The sequence below is a fragment of the Polymorphospora rubra genome, from assembly GCF_018324255.1.
Taxonomy (GTDB): Bacteria; Actinomycetota; Actinomycetes; order Mycobacteriales; family Micromonosporaceae; genus Polymorphospora; species Polymorphospora rubra.
In genome coordinates, this window is record NZ_AP023359.1 from 3,887,105 (window position 1) to 3,904,036 (window position 16,932).

11 protein-coding genes are annotated in these 16,932 nt (G+C 73.4%); 10 read left to right on the forward strand and 1 reads right to left on the reverse strand.

The genetic code is table 11. From position 1 onward, the window contains the following. Nucleotides 1-25 precede the first annotated feature (25 nt). The 10 genes from Prubr_RS17880 to Prubr_RS17925 all read left to right on the forward strand — a co-directional run bounded on the left by Prubr_RS17880 (nucleotide 26) and on the right by Prubr_RS17925 (nucleotide 16,216). Nucleotides 26-892 carry a class I SAM-dependent methyltransferase gene (locus Prubr_RS17880; RefSeq protein ID WP_212826871.1) on the forward strand — a complete coding sequence of 289 codons (867 nt, stop codon included), beginning with the start codon at nucleotides 26-28 and terminating at the stop codon, nucleotides 890-892. Then, the gene (locus Prubr_RS17885) at nucleotides 889-2,028 is read left to right on the forward strand and encodes a trans-sulfuration enzyme family protein (RefSeq protein WP_212826873.1); all 1,140 of its coding nucleotides are present in this window, start codon (nucleotides 889-891) and stop codon (nucleotides 2,026-2,028) included. The genes Prubr_RS17880 and Prubr_RS17885 overlap by 4 nt, the downstream gene beginning before the upstream one ends. A gap of 35 nt (nucleotides 2,029-2,063) precedes the next feature. Next, on the forward strand, nucleotides 2,064-3,392 hold the full coding sequence (locus Prubr_RS17890; RefSeq protein ID WP_212826875.1) for an aminotransferase class V-fold PLP-dependent enzyme: 1,329 nt from the start codon (nucleotides 2,064-2,066) through the stop codon (nucleotides 3,390-3,392). 138 nt (nucleotides 3,393-3,530) lie between these two features. Then, complete coding sequence (locus tag Prubr_RS17895) at nucleotides 3,531-4,478, forward strand: DUF1702 family protein (protein WP_212826877.1); 948 nt, start codon at nucleotides 3,531-3,533, stop codon at nucleotides 4,476-4,478. A 33-nt stretch (nucleotides 4,479-4,511) separates the two neighbouring features. Continuing rightward, entirely contained in the window at nucleotides 4,512-6,404 is a 1,893-nt protein-coding gene (locus tag Prubr_RS17900; protein ID WP_212826880.1) for an FG-GAP repeat domain-containing protein, read from the forward strand. Then, nucleotides 6,401-7,483, forward strand: a complete 1,083-nt coding sequence (locus tag Prubr_RS17905) for a hypothetical protein (protein ID WP_212826882.1) — start codon at nucleotides 6,401-6,403, stop codon at nucleotides 7,481-7,483. Before Prubr_RS17900 ends, Prubr_RS17905 begins: the two co-directional genes overlap by 4 nt. Further along, entirely contained in the window at nucleotides 7,480-13,080 is a 5,601-nt protein-coding gene (locus tag Prubr_RS17910) for a type I polyketide synthase (RefSeq protein WP_212826884.1), read from the forward strand. Before Prubr_RS17905 ends, Prubr_RS17910 begins: the two co-directional genes overlap by 4 nt. 1 nt (nucleotide 13,081) lies before the next feature. After that, nucleotides 13,082-13,495 carry an acyl-CoA thioesterase gene (locus Prubr_RS17915; protein ID WP_212826886.1) on the forward strand — a complete coding sequence of 138 codons (414 nt, stop codon included), beginning with the start codon at nucleotides 13,082-13,084 and terminating at the stop codon, nucleotides 13,493-13,495. A gap of 326 nt (nucleotides 13,496-13,821) precedes the next feature. Beyond that, complete coding sequence (locus tag Prubr_RS17920; protein ID WP_212828198.1) at nucleotides 13,822-14,730, forward strand: SDR family oxidoreductase; 909 nt, start codon at nucleotides 13,822-13,824, stop codon at nucleotides 14,728-14,730. Nucleotides 14,731-14,821: 91 nt separating this feature from the next. Continuing rightward, entirely contained in the window at nucleotides 14,822-16,216 is a 1,395-nt protein-coding gene (locus tag Prubr_RS17925) for an MFS transporter (protein ID WP_212826888.1), read from the forward strand. Between the two features lie 64 nt (nucleotides 16,217-16,280). On the opposite strand, the gene Prubr_RS17930 is transcribed toward Prubr_RS17925, so the two are convergent. After that, nucleotides 16,281-16,919 carry a flavin reductase family protein gene (locus Prubr_RS17930; protein WP_212826890.1) on the reverse strand — a complete coding sequence of 213 codons (639 nt, stop codon included), beginning with the start codon at nucleotides 16,917-16,919 and terminating at the stop codon, nucleotides 16,281-16,283. Nucleotides 16,920-16,932 lie beyond the last annotated feature (13 nt).

Genomic DNA, 16,932 nt, shown 5'->3' on the forward strand with positions numbered 1-16,932 from the left:
ACCGCGACGAGAGGAGCTAGCGGCCATGGTTTCGGCACTGGACACGGCGGCCGTACTGCGCCAGCAGCGGGCGAACTGGGACGCGGTCGCCGCCGGCTGGCGGACCTGGACGGTGCCGTTCGAGCGGGGCGCCGCCGTGGTGACCGACCGGCTGATCGGGCTCGGCGGGGTACGGGCCGGCGGTCGGGTGCTGGACCTGGGCACCGGTGCGGGTGAACCGGCGCGGACCGCCGCCGCGGTCGTGGTGCCCGGCGGCCGGGTGGTCGGCGTCGACCCGTCACCCGTGATGATCGAGGCCGCCCGGGAGCGGTGTGCCGGACTCGGGGTGGAGTTCGTGGTCGGCGACGTCGGCGCACCGGAACTGGCCGACCAGCGGTTCGACACCGTACTGGCCCGCTGGTCGCTGATGTTCGCCGCCGACCGGGTCGACAACCTCGCCAAGGCACGGCGCCTGCTGGTGCCCGGCGGGGTGCTGGCCGCCGCCGTGTGGGGGCCGCCGCCGGCCGTACCCATGATCAGTCTCGGGTTCGCGGTCGTCTCCGCCGAACTCGCGCTGGCACCGCCGCCACCGGGACCCGGTCCATTCACGATGGCCGACCCCGAGCAGGTGGTGGCCGAGTTCACCGCCGCCGGGCTGCGCGACGTGACGGTGCACGAGCAGGTGGTGCCGTTCGAACTGGACTCGGTCGACGACTTCGTCCGGTTCACCCGCGACGTGCTGCCGCCCCGGATGCGTCAGGTGATCCAGGAACACCGGGGCTCGGTGGACGACCCGGCGGTGTGGGCGGCGGTCGGGCGGGCCGCGAACCGGTTCGTGAACGCGGACGGCCGGGTCGAACTGCCGTCGACGGCGTACTGCGTGCGGGCCGTCGCCCCGGGGGCGGGCGGATGAGGTTCGACACCCGCCTGGTGCACGTCGGCCAGGACCCGACGCCCGGCACCGGGGACGTGGTCCCGCCACTGCACCTGGCGACGACGTACGAACGGTCGGCGCAGGAGACGCCCCGCTATTTCTACGGGCGCGGCGAGAACCCGACCCGGGAGGCCCTGGAGGCCGCACTGGCCTCCCTGGAGGACGTCGGGTACGCCAGCGTCTACTCCTCCGGACAGGCGGCCGCGGCGACGGTGCTGTCCCTGCTGCGGCCCGGTCAGCGCCTGGTCGCCTCCGACGACGTGTACGGCGGTACCTGGTCGCTGATGCAGACGCTGCGCCGGTACGACGTACACGTCGAGCACGTCGACCTGACCGATCCGGCGGTGGTGGCGGCCCTGGCCGACCCGGCGCGGTTTCCGGACCTGGCGATGGTGTGGGTCGAGTCGCCGACCAACCCGCTGCTGAAGATCGCCGACCTGGCCGACGTGTCGGCGCACGCCCACCACCGCGACGCGCTGGTCGTCGTCGACAACACCGTGTGCAGCCCGGCGGGGCAACAGCCGCTGCGCTTCGGCGCGGACGTCAGCCTCTACAGCACCACCAAGTCGATCGCCGGGCATCTCGACGTGATGGGCGGGGCGCTGGTCTGCGCCGACCCACGGCTGCACGCGGCCTTCGTCGACCACCGCACCGTCGCCGGCAACGTGCCCGGCGGGCTGGACTGCTATCTGGTCCACCGCGGTCTGAAGACCCTCTCGCTGCGGGTCGAGCGGCAGTCCCGGACCGCGGAGGCGATCGCGCGGGCACTCACCGGTGAACCGCTCGTCGGCCGGGTGCACTATCCCGGCCTGCCCGACCACCCCGGGCACGAGGTCGCCCGCCGGCAGATGGCCGGCCCGGGATCGATGATCAGCTTCGAGTACCGCGCCGATCCGGAGAAGCTGATGGGGCGTACCGGGCTGTTCGCCTGTGCGGTCAGCCTCGGCGGCGTGCGGTCGCTGATCGAGTGCCCGGCGCTGATGACCCACCGGCCGGTTCCCCGCGAGGTCCGGCTGCGGTCCGGCGTCACCGACGACCTGATCCGCCTCTCCGTCGGGATCGAGGATCCGGCGGACCTGCTGGAGGACCTGCTCAGCGCGATCCGGGCCGGCTGACCGGCCGCCCCGGCGGGACGAAGGAGGACGTCGAGGTGACCACAGACACGGCCGGCACGAACCATCGGTCGTCGGCGCCGGAGGGGATCGACGGCTCGTTGGACGACCCGTCGGTCCGGCGCCGGATCCGGGAGCTGTTCCTGCTCGACCCGTCGACCGTCCACCTCGACACGGCCACCGTGGGCTCGCCGCCCCGGCCGGTGCTGGATGAGCTGGGCGCCGCCGACCGGGAACTCGCCCGGGCGCCGCGCGACCCGTACGACGACAGCGCCCTGCTCGACGTGCGGACCGTCCTGGCCGGCGGGTACGGCTGCGCGCCGGACGAGATCTGCGTGGCCGGCAGCGCCATCGACGCCAACACCCGGGTCCTCAACGGGCTGGACTTGGCCGCGGGGGACGAGGTGGTCAGCACCGACCACGAGTGCTTCACCATCCGTACCCCACTGAACGCGCTGGTCAACCGGCGTGGCGTGGTGGTTCGTCGGGCCGTTCTGCGGGTCGGGCCGGACCAGCGGGCCGAGGAGATCGTCGCCGCCTTCGAGGCCGCGATCGGGCCACGTACGAAGGTCCTGCAGTGGCCGGCGGTGAGCCTGACCACCGGGACCGTGTTCCCCAGCCGGCTGCTGGCCGAGCTCGCCCAACGGCACGGCCTGGTGTCGGTGGTCGACGGCGCGCAGCTGGCCGGCCAGCTGGAACTGGACCTGCACGCGCTCGGGGTGGACTTCCTGACCGGCTCGGGGGCGAAGTTCCAGTGCGGCCCGCAGGGCACCGCCTTCGTCTACGCCCGCAACCGGGTGCTGCGGCGGCACAACCCGCTTCCGCTGCCGGTGTTCTGGCCGGCGCCGTCGCTGGCGTACCCGGCGCAGGGTGGGCTGCCGCCGCGCACCGGCACCGCGGAGCCCGCGTACGACCTGGCCGACCTGATGCAGCGGGCGGACACCGTCGACCTGTCGCGGGCCGCCGCCCTGCGGTTGTCGTGTCAGCTCTGGGACCGGATCGGCCGGGCCGAGATCGGCCGGTACGTCCGCGCGCTCGGTGATCGGCTGCGGTCCGGCATCGCCGACCACTTCGGTACGTCGGCGCTCTACAACTCGGTCGAGGACCCCCGGCTGCGCTGCGGGATGGTCGCCTTCACACCGTTTCGGGACGCCGCCGGCGAGCCCGCCGAAATGGCGAGATTCGGCGAGTTCGCCGCCCGGCTGCGTGACGAATACCGGATTTCCGTGGCGGTGACCGGGTTTGCTCCGCCCGACAATTCAGGTTTCCGTTTTGCGATCCGGATCTCGCCACACCTTTACAACACCTACGACGAAATTGATGCGGCGGTGGCCGCGATGGCGGCCCTGGCAGCCCACCCGCGCTGACCTGTCATGCCTGGTCACGAGCTGATGGGCGAGCAGTGTCGACAGTGAGTTGACAGAAGCTGTCAATGGAACTTGACGAGTGCAGAGATTCGATGATAATCAATTGACAGTGGTTGGCTCACACTGGAGGACCATGTGTTGCAGAAAGCCAACAAGCCTGTGCGCAACGATCTCGGCGCGTTTCCCGTTCAGTCCTGGCCGCTGCCCATGCGGATGGCGGACTTCGAACACCGCGGCTTCCGGTGCACCCGCCCGGAGGCCAGGGCGCTGCTCGAACGGCACGCCCGCAGCTTCCTCACCGGGTTCAACCTCGCCGCCCGCAACCGTGGCGACCTCCACGGTCCGCTGGCCGCGGTGACCGCCGAGGAACGCGGGTTCGCGTACGAGGGTGCCGCCATGTTCGCCTCCATGCTCGACGTCGTGCCGGCCCGCCGGCGGGCCCTGAGCCAGCTGCTCGCCGGACCCGGCGACGGCTACACCCACCTGATCCACGTCGGCGCCGGCTGGACGTTCGCGCCCATGCGGCTCCCGCTGCCCAGGCTGCCGGTCACCCCGCTGCTGCGCTGGCTGGCGCTCGACGGCGCCGGCTTCGCCGAGACCTTCTTCGGCGGGCCGGCGGCGCTGACCCGGCGCTGTGCCCGCCACACCGGCGAGCGCTGGGAGGCGGTCGTCGCCGGCTGCGGCCGGGCGCTGTGGTTCCTCGAGTCCGCCGACGTCGACGGCATCGCCGCCGCGATCGAACGGCAGCCGTTCGCCGCTCGCGCTCCACTGTGGAGCGGCATCGGGCTGGCCTGCGGCTACGCCGGCGGGGTCAGCCCGCAGGAGATGGACCGGCTGCCGGTCGCCGCCGGGGTGCACGCCCCGCACCTGCGCCAGGGCGTCACCTTCGCCGCCGGCGCCCGGGTCCGCGCCGGCATCGTGCCCGACCACACCACGCTGGCCTGCCAGCGCCTGGTCGGCGTCTCGGCGGAGACCGCCGCCGGCTGGACCGACACCGACGCCGAAGACCTGCTGACGTCGACGGAACTGCCCGCGTACATGGAGTGGCGGGCCAGGCTGCGCCGCCGCTGCGACGCGCGCTTCTGACATCCGGTGCTGCCCTCGAGGAGGTAGACAGACATGCCGAAAGCCCTACGGCTTGCGCTTGCCCCGGTGTTGGGGGTGGTGCTGTGCATCGCGCTCGGGTTGCTGGTCAGCCGACCAGCGCTCGGTGACGCCGAACGCGCGCGGACCGCGGACCGCTTCGGGTTCTCCGTACAGAACCTCAACTCCGCCCCACCCGACGCGCGGTACATGCGGCCGGTCGCCCCGGCACTGTGGGGGCTGCGCGCGTGGATCTCCGCCGTCGGCGCGGCCGTCGGCCTGGCCGACCTGAGCGGGCAGGGCCGGGCCACCGACGCCTGCCTGGTCGACCCCCGCGACGACTCGGTGACGGTGCGGCCGGTGCCCGGCGCCGGCGGGCCGGCGTACGCCCCGTTCAAGCTGCACCCGACCGGGCTGCCGTACGACGCCACGATGGCGCCGATGGGCTGCGTGCCGGCGGACCTCGACGAGGACGGCGACCAGGACATCATCGTCTACTACTGGGGCCGCTCGCCGGTGCTGTTCGTCAACACCGCCGGCGCCACCACGACCCCGACCACGGGCACCTTCCGGGCCGTCGAGATGGTCGTACCGATGCAGGTCTGGAACTCCACCGGCCTCAACGTCGCCGACGTCGACGGGGACGGCCACCTCGACGTGATGGTGGCCAACTACTTCCCGGACGAGGGCAAGGTCCTCGACCCCGACATCACCAACGAGGCCCGCATCGCCATGCAGGACTCGATGGCGCTGGCCGCGAACGCCGGTATGAACCGGCTCTACCTGGCCCGGCCGACCGGCCAGCCGGACACCCTGCCCGTGCTGACCGACGCCTCCACCGCCATCCCGGAGCGGGCCGGCACCTCGTGGACGCTCGCGATCGGCTTCCAGGACCTGACCGGGGACCACCTGCCGGAGGTCTATCTCGCCAACGACTTCGGCCCCGACCACCTGCTGGTCAACCACTCCACGCCCGGCAAGGCGCGGTTCGAGGCCGTGGTCGGCGACCGGGACATGGTCACGCCGAAGTCGCTGGTGCTCGGCCGGGACTCGTTCAAGGGCATGGGTATCACCTACACCTACGACCGGGGCAGCGAACTGCCGATGATGGTCGTCAGCAACATCACCCACAACTTCGGGCTGCACGAGAGCAACTTCGCCTTCGTGCCCGACGGCAAGGGTGAGGACCTGCTGCGCGGCAAGGTGCCGTTCCGCAACGACAGCGAGCAGCTCGGCCTGTCCCGGTCCGGCTGGGGCTGGGACATCAAGTCCGGCGACTTCGACAACGACGGCGTCGACGAACTGGTCCAGGCGACCGGCTTCATCAAGGGCGAGGTCAACCGCTGGCCGCTGCTGCAGGAACTGGCGATGGGCAACGACGGCCTGACCCGCTTCCCGGTGTCCTGGCCGGTGTTCGGTCCCGGGGACGACCTCTCCGGCCACCAGCACAACCCCTTCTGGATACGCGGATCCGACGGCCGGTACACCGATCTGGCCAAGGACGTGGGCCTCGGCGCGCAGGACGTGTCCCGGGGACTCGCGTTCGGTGACGTCAACGGCGACGGCAAGCTCGACATGCTGGTGGCCAACCAGTGGGAGGACTCCCGGGTCCTGATCAACGAAGGTCCGGCCGGACCGGGTGTGGCCCTGCGGCTGGAGATGCCGGCCGGCACGGGTACCCGCCCGGCGATCGGCGCCAAGATCGAGGTGCACGACCCGGAGGGCGTCCGCCGCACCCAGTTCTTCCCGGCCAACGGCCACGCCGGCGTCTCCGCCGCCGAGGTCTCGATGGCCCTGCCCTCGGCCGGCTCGACCCCGGCGACCATCACCTGGCGGGCCGGCACCACGGTGCACCGGGCCGAGGTCCAGCTGACCCCGGGCCGGCACACGATTCTCCTCACCCCGAACGGAACGGCGGAGCTGCGATGACGACGACGGCCGCACCCCCCACCGCTACGCCGGCCGACAAGCCGGAGCCGGTCGGCGGCACCACCGCCGCACCCGCCGCCGCGCCGGCCAAGCCGCCCACCCCACCACGGGTCAAGGCGCTGCAACGGTTCGCGCTCTCGATCACCGTGTTCAACATCGTCGGGCACCTCTTCCTCGGCTTCGAACAGTCGCCGATCACCCCGATCCTCGCCCTGCTGGGCAGCTATGCGACCGCCCTGCTGATGGAGTGGGTCGACAGCAGGGCGCACGACCGGGTGCCGGAGTTCGTCGGTGGCACCCGCAACCTGATCACGTTCCTGCTGCCGGCGCACATCGCCGGGCTGGCCTGCGCGATGCTGCTGTGGGGCAACGAGTCGATCTGGCCGTACCTGTTCGCGGTCACCGCCGCCAACGCCAGCAAGTACGTCATCCGGCTGCGGGAGAACGGCCGGCTGCGGCACATGCTCAACCCGTCCAACGCCGGCATCGCGCTGACCCTGGTGGTCTTCCCGTGGGTCGGGATCGCACCGCCGTACCACTTCACCAACAACATCTCCGACACCCTGGACTGGCTGCTCCCGCTCGCGGTGCTCGGCGCCGGGACGATGCTCAACGCCGGGCTGACCAAGAAGATCCCGCTGATCATGGCCTGGGTCCTCGGCTTCGCGGCGCAGGCCTTCCTGCGCTGGCTGCTGCTCGACCACTCGCTGGTCGGCGCGCTGCTGCCGATGACCGGATTCGCCTTCATCCTGTTCACCAACTACATGATCACCGACCCGGGCACCACGCCCAGATCCCGGCGCGGCCAGGTGATCTTCGGCCTGACCGCCGCCGCGGTCTACTCGATCCTGGTCCTCGCCGAGGTCTCCTTCGGGCTCTTCTTCGCCCTCGTGATCACCTGCATCCTGCGCGGCCTGATCCTCCTCTTCAGCCCGGCCCGCCGGGAGTCGAACCGGCTCGCCGCCGAGGCCGCCGCCACCGCCGCCACCGCCGGAACCACCGCCACCGCCGGCAGCGCCGCCAGCGCCCCGGCACCCGTCACCGAGCCCGCGAAGACAGTGGCCGGACCGCCGAAATGAGCACCGAACCGATCGCCATCGTGGGGATGGCCTGCCACTACCCCGACGCCACCGACGCCGGCCAGTTGTGGCAGACCGTCCTCGGCCGGCGCCGAGCCTTCCGGCGCCTGCCGGAACAGCGGCTCGGCGCCGGCTACCGGGGCACCCCGGACCAGCCGGACACGACGTACGTGACCCACGCCGGTCTGCTCCGGGACTGGTCGTTCGACCGGCAGCGGTTCGGGATTCCCGGACCGCTGTACCGGTCGGCGGACCTGAGCCACTGGCTGGCCCTGCAGACCGCCGCCGAGGTGCTCTCCGACGCCGGCCTGTCCGGACCCGACCTCGACCGCGCCGGCGTCGACCGTGACCTGGTCGGCGTCGTGCTCGGCAACTCGCTGACCGGCGAGTTCAGCCGGGCCGCCACCGTACGGGCCCGGCTGCCGTTCCTGCGCGACGCCAGCGCCCTGGCCATGCGCCGCAGCGGGATCGAACCCGACCTGGTCGCCGCCACCCTCGGCGAACTCGAACAGCTCGTCGGCGACGCCTTCGCCGCGCCCAACGACGAGACCCTCGCCGGCTCGCTGTCCAACACCATCGCCGGCCGGATCTGCAACCACTTCGACTTCCACGGCACCGGCTACACCGTCGACGGTGCCTGCTCGTCCAGCCTGCTCGCCGTCATGACCGCCTGCCGGGCCCTGCGCGACGGCGAACTGGACCTGGCCGTCGCCGGCGGCGTCGACCTCAGCCTCGACCCGCTGGAACTCGTCGGCTTCGCCCGGGTCGGCGCGCTCGCCGTCGACGAGATGCGGATCTACGACGCCGACCCGACCGGATTCCTGCCCGGCGAGGGCTGCGGGATGGTCGCGCTGATGCGGGCGTCCCAGGCCGACCGGCTCGGCCTGCGCGTGTACGCGACGATCGTCGGCTGGGGCACCTCGTCCGACGGCTCCGGCGGCCTCACCCGACCCGAGGTGAGCGGCCAGACCAGGGCACTCGCCCGCGCCTACCGGATGGCCGGCGTCGAGCCGGCGGCGGTCGGCCTCGTCGAGGGGCACGGGACCGGCACCGCCGTCGGTGACCAGGTCGAGATGCGGGTGCTGCGCCAGGTGCTGGACCGCTCCGGCCCCCCGGCCGCCTTCGGCAGCATCAAGGCCAACATCGGCCACACCAAGGCCGCCGCCGGGGTCGCCGGGCTGATCAAGGCGGCACTGGCGACGTACCACCGGATCCTGCCGCCCACCACCGGGTGCGAGGATCCGCACGAACTGCTGCGCGGACCCGGCGTACCGGTCCGGGTCCTGGCCGAGCCGCAGCCGTGGACCGACCCGGAGCCGGTCGCCGGCGTCTCGTCCATGGGCTTCGGCGGGATCAACACCCACCTCGTCCTGCGCGGCGCCGGCACCGGCGCGTACCTGCCGGCCCCGGCCGTCGCCCGCTGGGCGGCCCCCGTGCCGGAGCACGACATCGTGCTGCTGCACGGCCGGGACCGGGCCGACCTCGCCGCCCGGCTCGACGCGGTCGCCGCCCAGGCCGACCGGCTCAGCGTCGCCGAACTGCACGACCTGGCCGCCACCTGCCACCACACCGGCGACCGGGGTCCGGCGCGCGCGGCGCTGGTCGCCGCCCGGCCCGACCAACTCGCCGCCGCCGCCCGCCGGGCCCGGGAGCTGCTGGCCGACCCCGTTCCGGTACGCGTCGACGAGCGGGCCGGCTGCGCGGTCGGCGTCGGCGCACCGGCCCGGGTCGGCCTGTTGTTCCCCGGCCAGGCCGCGCCGGTGCGCGCCCGGCTGCCGTACTGGCTGGACCGGCCCGGCGTGCCGGCGTGCCCCGACGGTCTCGAACTGCGAGACGACGACAGCGCGACACAGGTGGCCCAGCCGGCGATCGTCCGGCAGAGCCTCGCCGGCCTGGCCTGGCTGGACGCGCTCGGCTGCCGGCCGGTCGCCGCCGTCGGGCACAGCCTCGGCGAGATCACCGCGCTGGTCTTCGCCGGCGCCCTCGAACCGGCCGAAGGGCTGCGGCTCGCCGCCGTACGCGGGCGGTTGATGGCCGACTACGGCCGGCCCGGCACCGGGATGGCCAACCTGGCCACCGACGCCGACCGGGCGGCCGCCCTGCTCGACGGCACCGGCGTGGTCGTCTCCGGCCGCAACGGCGCACACCAGACCACGGTCGCCGGACCCGTCCCCGAGGTACGCGAGGTGTTGCGCCGGGCCGCCGCCGCAGGCGTCACCGGGGTCGAGCTCGCCGTCTCGCACGGCTTCCACAGCCCGGCCATGGATCCGGTCGCCGGCCCGCTGCGCTTCGCGCTCACCGGCTTCGCCTTCGGCGAGCCGCGCGCGACGGTGGTGTCCACCACGACCGGTGCCCCGCTCGGCCCGGCCGACGACCCCGCCGGGCTGCTGGTGGACCAGCTCACCCGGCCGGTCGAGTTCCTGACCGCGGTGCGGGACCTGGCCACCCGGTGCGACCTGCTGGTCGAGACCGGCCCGGGGACGATCCTGACCCGGCTGGCCCCGGACTGCGGGGTGCCGCTGCCGGTCGTGAGCCTCGACTGCGGCGGCGGGCAGCGCCAGCACGCCATGGCGACCGCCGTACTGGCCGCCGCCGGTGCCGCCGACCTCGAGCCGTACTTCGCCGGACGCGGCCACCGGCCGATGAGCGCCGGGCAGCCGGTCGAACTGCTCACCAACCCCTGCGAGACGCTGCCGGTCGACGAGGTCGTGGACGTACGCCCGCCGGCCCGGGTCGCCGAGGCCACGCCGGCACCCGCGCCCCGCGCCGAGGTGGTCGTACCGGCCACCGCCGACGGCGATCCGCTGACCGTGCTGCGCGAACACCTCGCCCGTACCCTCGAACTGCCGGTCGACGCCATCCGGCCGACCGCCAACCTCCTCGGCGACCTGCACCTCAGTTCGCTCCAGGTGGTCCACACGGTCAGCGAGGTGGCCCGGCTGCTCGGCCGCGACGTGAAGCTCACCCCGGTGCTGCTGGCCGGCGCCACCGTCGCGCAGGCGGCGGACGTGCTCGCCAGCGCCGACCGGCCGGCCCCCGCACCCGGTACGGCGACGCCCGACGTCCCACCGGAACCACCACCCGGCCCCCGGGTCTTCGCCCACCGCTGGGTGGAGCACCGCACACCGGACCGGCCCGCGCCGGCGGTCGCCTGGCGGGTCGTCGCGCCGGACGGGCACTGGCTGGCCGAGCGGCTGGCCGCCCCGGACGACGTACCCGCGGCCGGGCTGGCCGTGGCGCTGCCCGAGGTCGCTCCCGACACGCCGAGCGAACACCTGGCCGGGCCGGTCGCGGAGCTGCTGGCCCGGATCGGCCGGGACCGGCCGGACCGGCTCCTGGTGACGCACCACGGGCATCCGGCCGCCGCCGCCATCGCCCGCAGCGCGGTCGCCGAGTACGGGTGTGCCGCGACCGTGGTCGAGCTGCCGGTCGACGCCCGGCCGGACGACCCGGCCGCCCTCGTCGGCGACGGCTACCAGGAGCTCCGGATCGATCCCGACGGGAGCCGCCACCGCCTCGAGACCTCGGTACGGGCCACCGGCGAGGGCGGGGACCCGCCGCTGCGGCCCGGTGAGGTGCTGGTGGTCACCGGCGGGGTCGACGGCATCACCGCCGAGGCCGCCGCGGTGCTGGCCGAACGGACCGGCTGCCGGCTGCTCGTACTCGGTCGTACCGCGGCCGACGCGCCCGCCGTGGTGGCCGGACTGGCCCGCCTGCGCCGCCGCGCCCGCACGACGTACGCCAGCTGCGACGTCACCGATCCCGGCCAGGTCCGGCGGACCCTGACCGCGGCGGCGGCCGACGGTGTCGTCGCCGGCATCGTGCACGGGGCCGGGATCAACGAGCCCCGCCCGATGCCGGACGTGGACGCGGCGTCCCTGCACCGGGTGCTGCGCCCCAAGGTGGACGGGCTGCGGCACCTGCTCGACGCGGCCGGCCCCGACCTGCGCCTGGTCGTCGGCTTCGGCTCGATCATCGGCCGGTGCGGGCTGACCGGCCAGCCCGAGTACTGCGTGGCCAACGACTGGATGCGGCTGCTCGTCGAGCGGTGGGCCGCGGCGCACCCCGACCGCCGGGCCCTGGTGCTGGAGTGGTCGGTCTGGTCCGACCTCGGCATGGGGGTCCGGCTGGGCGCCGTCGACAGCCTCGCCCGGCGGGGGGTGGCACCCATCCTTCCGGCCGACGGCTGTGCCGTCCTGCTCGACCTGGTCGGCGACCCGGCCGCCCCGGTCACGCTGACCGTCACCAGTCGCTTCCCGGCGGTGCCGACGTTCGTCACCGGCACCGTCGAGGTACCCGCGCTGCGGTTCGCCGAGAGCCGTCGGGACCTGCTGCCCGGGGTCGAGGTGGTGCTGGAGAACTCGCTCTCGCTCGGCTCCGATCCCTATCTCGACGACCACCGGCTGGACGGCACGGCGGTCTTTCCCGCCGTACTCGGCCTGGAGGCGATGGCGCAGAGCGCCCGGTCGCTGCGCGGGCCGCGACCGGTCTGGTCGGTACGTGACGCGGAGTTCGCCGCCCCGATCACCGTCCCCGAGCGGGCCGGGCGGGCGTTGCGCTGCTCGGCCGTCGGAGCGGCCGCCAACCCCGACGCGGTCACCGTGGCGCTGCGCGACGACAGCGACGGCTTCGCCGCGGACCGCTTCCGGGGGACCGTCGACCCGCTGCCGCCGGCCGCGCCGCCCGACGTCGAGGTCGGGCCGGCCCCGGCCGGTGGGGAACCCCATCCCTTCTACGGCAACCTGCTGTTCCACAGCGGACGGTTCCGCCGCCTGGTCGGCTACGAGCGGCTGTCCGCGTTCGAGGTACGCGCCTGGGTACGCGCCGACCGGCCGGCCCGGTGGTTCTCCGCGTTCCACGGTGACGAGTTGCTGCTCGGTGATCCCGGCCTGCACGACGCCTGCATCCACGTGCTGCTCGCCTGCGTACCGCACCGGCGGGCGCTGCCGGTGGGGCTGGACCGGTTCACCGTGTGGCACCGCCCGGACGGCCCGGTGCTGGTGACCGCGGTGGAGCGCCGGCACACCGCCGACGACTACGTCTACGACGTCGAGGCCCGCGACGCCGCCGGCCGGGCGGTCGCCGGCTGGGAGGGGCTGCGGCTGCGGGCGGTGGGGCAGCCCCGGCCCGGCCCGCTGGCGGTGGAGACGGTGGGCCCCTACCTGACCCGCCGGCTCATCGAGTGCGGGGTGGCGGACGCGGTCGACCTGGTCTCGACCCCGTCCGGCACGGACGGGCCGGGGCGGCTCGTCGCGGTCGCCGGCGGGCCGGTCGGGCTGGAGTGGCGGTGGGCGGCCGGCGCCGAGACAGCCGGCGACGAGTCGAACGGATGGCTGCACCAGCTCGCCCGGGACGTCGCGGACAAGGCCGACGAGCCCTTCGAGCACGCGCTCGGCCGGGTCACCTCGGCCTGGGCCGCGCTGCGGCAACGTACCGGCGGGGAGCCGGACCAGCCGTTGCGCGTCGATCTCGTGGTCGACCCCGGCACCGTCGTACTGCGGGCGAACGGCACGCAGGTGCTGACCGCGCGGATGGCGCTGGTCGGCACGGACCGGCCGGCCGTCGCGGCCGTCGCGGTGGCCACCGAGGGGAGGTGACATGTCCGTCTACGTCTACCGGCACCTGGTGACCCTCGACGAGACGAACCTGGTCGGCAACGTCTACTTCGCGCACTACCTGCACTGGCAGGGCCACTGCCGGGAACGCTTCCTGGTCGACCACGCACCCGGGGTGATGGCCGCCCTGCAGTCCGGGGAGCTGGCCCTGGTCACGGTCTCCTGCGCGATGGACTACTACGCCGAGTGCTTCGGGCTCGACCTGGTGGAGGTGCAGATGACCCTGCGCGACACCGGCGGGAACCGGATCGCGATGGACTTCAGGTTTCGGCGCGGTGACGAGACGGTGGCCGTCGGCCGGCAGACGGTCGGTTGCCTGCGCCGGGCCGAGCCGCATCCGGTGCCGGTGCCGGTGCCGGAGGAACTGGTCCGGGCGGCGGCGGCGTTCCCGTCATGATCTTCACCGCGAAAACCTGTAGCTGCCGGTACCGGCCCACGGCCCGTGGATGCGGCCGCCTGCCGGGGCCGGTTCCGCTGCCGACAACGGTTGGATCGGCCCGGCGGCGATCGCGTCATGGTTCTACATACGTCATTTCTGTGATTGACTAACTACCCCTTTGAGGAGCAGATCAGAATTAGCCGGGCACACGTCCGGTCGATTCGCGTGGGTGCGTCACGGCGCGCGGCCGGACCGTGCACGGTGGACGGTGGGTGGGCCGGACACCGCGTGGTCCGCCCCGCGCGGCCCGGCCGGAGGCGTGCCGAACGTTGGAGGGCAGGTTGTTGGTGGACAGGACGCTGGGGGGCAGGGTCGCCGTGGTCGCGGGTGCGACGCGGGGCGCCGGTCGGGGCATCGCGGTGGAGCTGGGGGCGGCCGGTGCGACGGTGTTCGTCGCCGGTCGGTCGACCCGGCAGGCGCCGTCGGCGATGAACCGGCCGGAGACGATCGAGGAGACCGCCGAACTGGTCGACCGGGCCGGCGGGCGGGGAATCCCGGTCCGGGTCGACTTCTGCGTTCCGGAGGAGGTCGACGCGCTGCGGGACCGGATCCGGTCCGAGGCGGACGGTCGGCTGGACATCCTCGTCAACGACGTCTGGGGCGGCGACCCGCTGGTCGAGTGGGGCAAGCCGTTCTGGGAGCACGATCTCGACCGGTCCCTGACCGCCTGGCGCAACGGGGTGCAGAGCCACCTGGTGTCGTTGCACCGCCTCGTCCCCCTGCTCATCGCCCGGGGCGGACTCCTCGTCGAGATCACCGACGGCGACCGCGAGGACTATTACGGCTCGCTGTTCTACGACGTGGTCAAGGCCAGTGTCCGCCGCCTCGGCAAGGTGCTGGGCGAGGACCTCGGCAAGCACGGGGTCACCGCGGTGTCGCTGACGCCCGGGTTCCTGCGCTCCGAGGCGATGCTCGAGGGCTTCGGCGTCACCGAGGACACCTGGCGGGACGCCGCGAAGAAGGATCCGCACTTCGCCATCTCCGAAACCCCGCACTACGTCGGCCGGGCGGTGGCGGCGCTGGCCGGCGACGAGAAGGTCGCCCGGTGGAACGGGCAGGTGCTGTCGTCCTGGCAGCTCGCCAACGAGTACGGCTTCACCGACGTCGACGGGTCCCGCCCCGACTGGGGGAAGTACCGCGTCGACGTCTTCGAGAACCATCGTAAGGACGTCGATCCGGAGGACTACCGATGAGCGCAGAGGTCACCAAACCCCCTCGGGTGGCACCGCACCGTCCGGGGCAACCGACACCGATTCCGGCGGCGGCGGCGGGCTGCTGCTCTGGGTGCTCTGTCTGGCCCAGTTCATGCTCATCCTCGACGTCGCCGTGGTGGCGGTGGCGATGCCCACCGTGCAGGGCGACCTCGGCATCGCCCCCGGCGACCTGATGTGGATCGGCACCGCCTACTCGCTGACCTTCGGCGGCTTCCTGGTCGTCGCCGGACGGCTCGCCGACCTTCTCGGCGCCCGCCGGATGGTGCTGATCGGCCTCGCGGTGTTCGCCCTCGGCTCGCTCGGCTGCGGCGTCGCCGTCAACGGCTGGACGCTCTTCGTCTCCCGGGCGCTCCAGGGCATCGGCGCGGCGATGATCTCGCCGGCCGCGCTGTCGCTGGTGATGACCAGCTTCGGCGAGGGCGCCGGGCGGGCCAAGGCGCTCGGCATGTGGGGCGCCGTCTCCGCCGGCGGTGGCGTCGTCGGACAGTTGCTCGGCGGGGTCCTCACCGACCTGGCCTCGTGGCGGCTGATCTTCCTGATCAACCTGCCGTTCGCCGCGCTGGTGGTCTTCGCCGTACTGCGTCAGGTCGCCGCCGACCGCCCCGGCAAGTCCCAGGGCCGCACCGACCTGACCGGCGCCGGCCTGCTGACCGGCGGCATGGTGCTGCTCGTCGCCGCGGCCGGGCAGGCCGCCAATGGCTTCGGCCCGTTCGTCGCGGTGAGCGCGCTCGCCGGGCTCGCCGTCCTGGTCGCCTTCCTGCTCGTGGAACGCCGGGTGGCGAACCCGATCGTCCCGCTCGGCCTCTTCAGCAACCGGCACGTCAGCCTCGGCAACGTGATCTGCTTCGCCTCCGCCGGCGCCACCATGGGCACCGTGTTCTTCGCCGCCCTGGTGATGCAACAGGTGCTCGGCGCGTCCGCCCTGGTGGCCGGCCTGTCGTTCGCGCCGGTCTCGGCCGTCATCACGATCGTGGCGCTGAAGTCCGGCGCCGCCGTCGCGAGGTTCGGGGTGAAGGCCGTCCTGCTGGTGTCCGCGGCACTGAACGCGCTCGGCATGATCCTGCTGGCCAGCGCCCCCGCCGACGGCAGCTTCCTGCTGAACGTCGTACCCGGTCTGGTGGTCTTCGGCATCGGCGGTGGCCTCGGCTTCGCGCCGGCGATGTTCGTCGCGACCACCGGGGTCGCCAACGAGCAGCAGGGCCTCGCCTCCGGGCTGCTCTCCACGGCACAGCAGATGGGCGGCGTCGTCGTCCTGGCCGTGCTCAACCTGATCGTCGTACGGGTGATCGTGGCCAACGGCGGGCCGGAGTCGGCGGAGGCGGCCATGGCCGGCTATCGGACCGGCTTCCTGTCCGCGCTGGTGCTGCCCGCCCTCGTGGCGATCTGTGTGCTGGCCCTGCCCCGCCAGCCGGCACCGCCCGCGCCGGTCAGCCCGGCACCGGCGCCGGCCGGTTCCGCCGACTGACGGCGGCGCGTACGCGAAAAGGTGGGGTGGTCACCTCGGTGACCACCCCACCTTCGTCGTACAGTCAGGTGAACACGTGCGGGGCCGGCTCCTCCTCCGCCGTCACCTCGGGGCTGAGCCGGCCGTAACAGCGGGACAGCCGCAGCACCGGATCCATCAACGTGCTGTCGACCCGGCCGTTGCGCCACACGCTCGGCTCCACGTGTACGTGCACCACCCGGCCGAGCACCAGGTTGCCGTTGCCGACCGGGTGGATGCCGGCGACCTCGCACTCCATGTGCGCCTTGGCCTCGCGGACCCGGGGCGGCGCGACCCGGACCGACGGTACGGGCGTCACCCCCACCTCGAGGAACTCGTCCTGGTCGGGGCCGAAGTGCGCGCCGGAGTTGTCGAGCTGCTCCAGCAGCCCCTGGTCGGCCAGGTTCACCACGAACTGGCCGGTGGCCCGGATGTTGCGCAGCGTGTCCTTCTCCCCGATGGAGCTGAACGCGACGTGCGGCGGGTGGTCGGCGACCAGGCTGAAGTACGAGTACGGGGCGAGGTTGCGCCGGCCGGCGGGCGACAGCGTGGAGATCCAGGCGATCGGCCGGGGCACCACCAGCGAGGTGATGAGCTGGTAGACGTCCGGCTTCGACCAGTCGGACGGATCGACTTCCAGGGGCTCGTCCAGTTCCCGTGGGGCGAGCGCGGGCTGGATGGTCATCGCAACTCCAATC

What these genes read in the sequence shown, in the direction of transcription:
- Prubr_RS17880 (WP_212826871.1), top strand. Translation starts at nt 26, where the DNA reads ATGGTTTCGGCACTGGACACGGCGGCCGTACTGCGCCAGCAGCGGGCG.
- Prubr_RS17885 (WP_212826873.1), top strand. Translation starts at nt 889, where the DNA reads ATGAGGTTCGACACCCGCCTGGTGCACGTCGGCCAGGACCCGACGCCC.
- Prubr_RS17900 (WP_212826880.1), top strand. Translation starts at nt 4,512, where the DNA reads ATGCCGAAAGCCCTACGGCTTGCGCTTGCCCCGGTGTTGGGGGTGGTG.
- Prubr_RS17905 (WP_212826882.1), top strand. Translation starts at nt 6,401, where the DNA reads ATGACGACGACGGCCGCACCCCCCACCGCTACGCCGGCCGACAAGCCG.
- Prubr_RS17910 (WP_212826884.1), top strand. Translation starts at nt 7,480, where the DNA reads ATGAGCACCGAACCGATCGCCATCGTGGGGATGGCCTGCCACTACCCC.
- Prubr_RS17915 (WP_212826886.1), top strand. Translation starts at nt 13,082, where the DNA reads ATGTCCGTCTACGTCTACCGGCACCTGGTGACCCTCGACGAGACGAAC.
- Prubr_RS17930 (WP_212826890.1), bottom strand. Translation starts at nt 16,919, where the DNA reads ATGACCATCCAGCCCGCGCTCGCCCCACGGGAACTGGACGAGCCCCTG.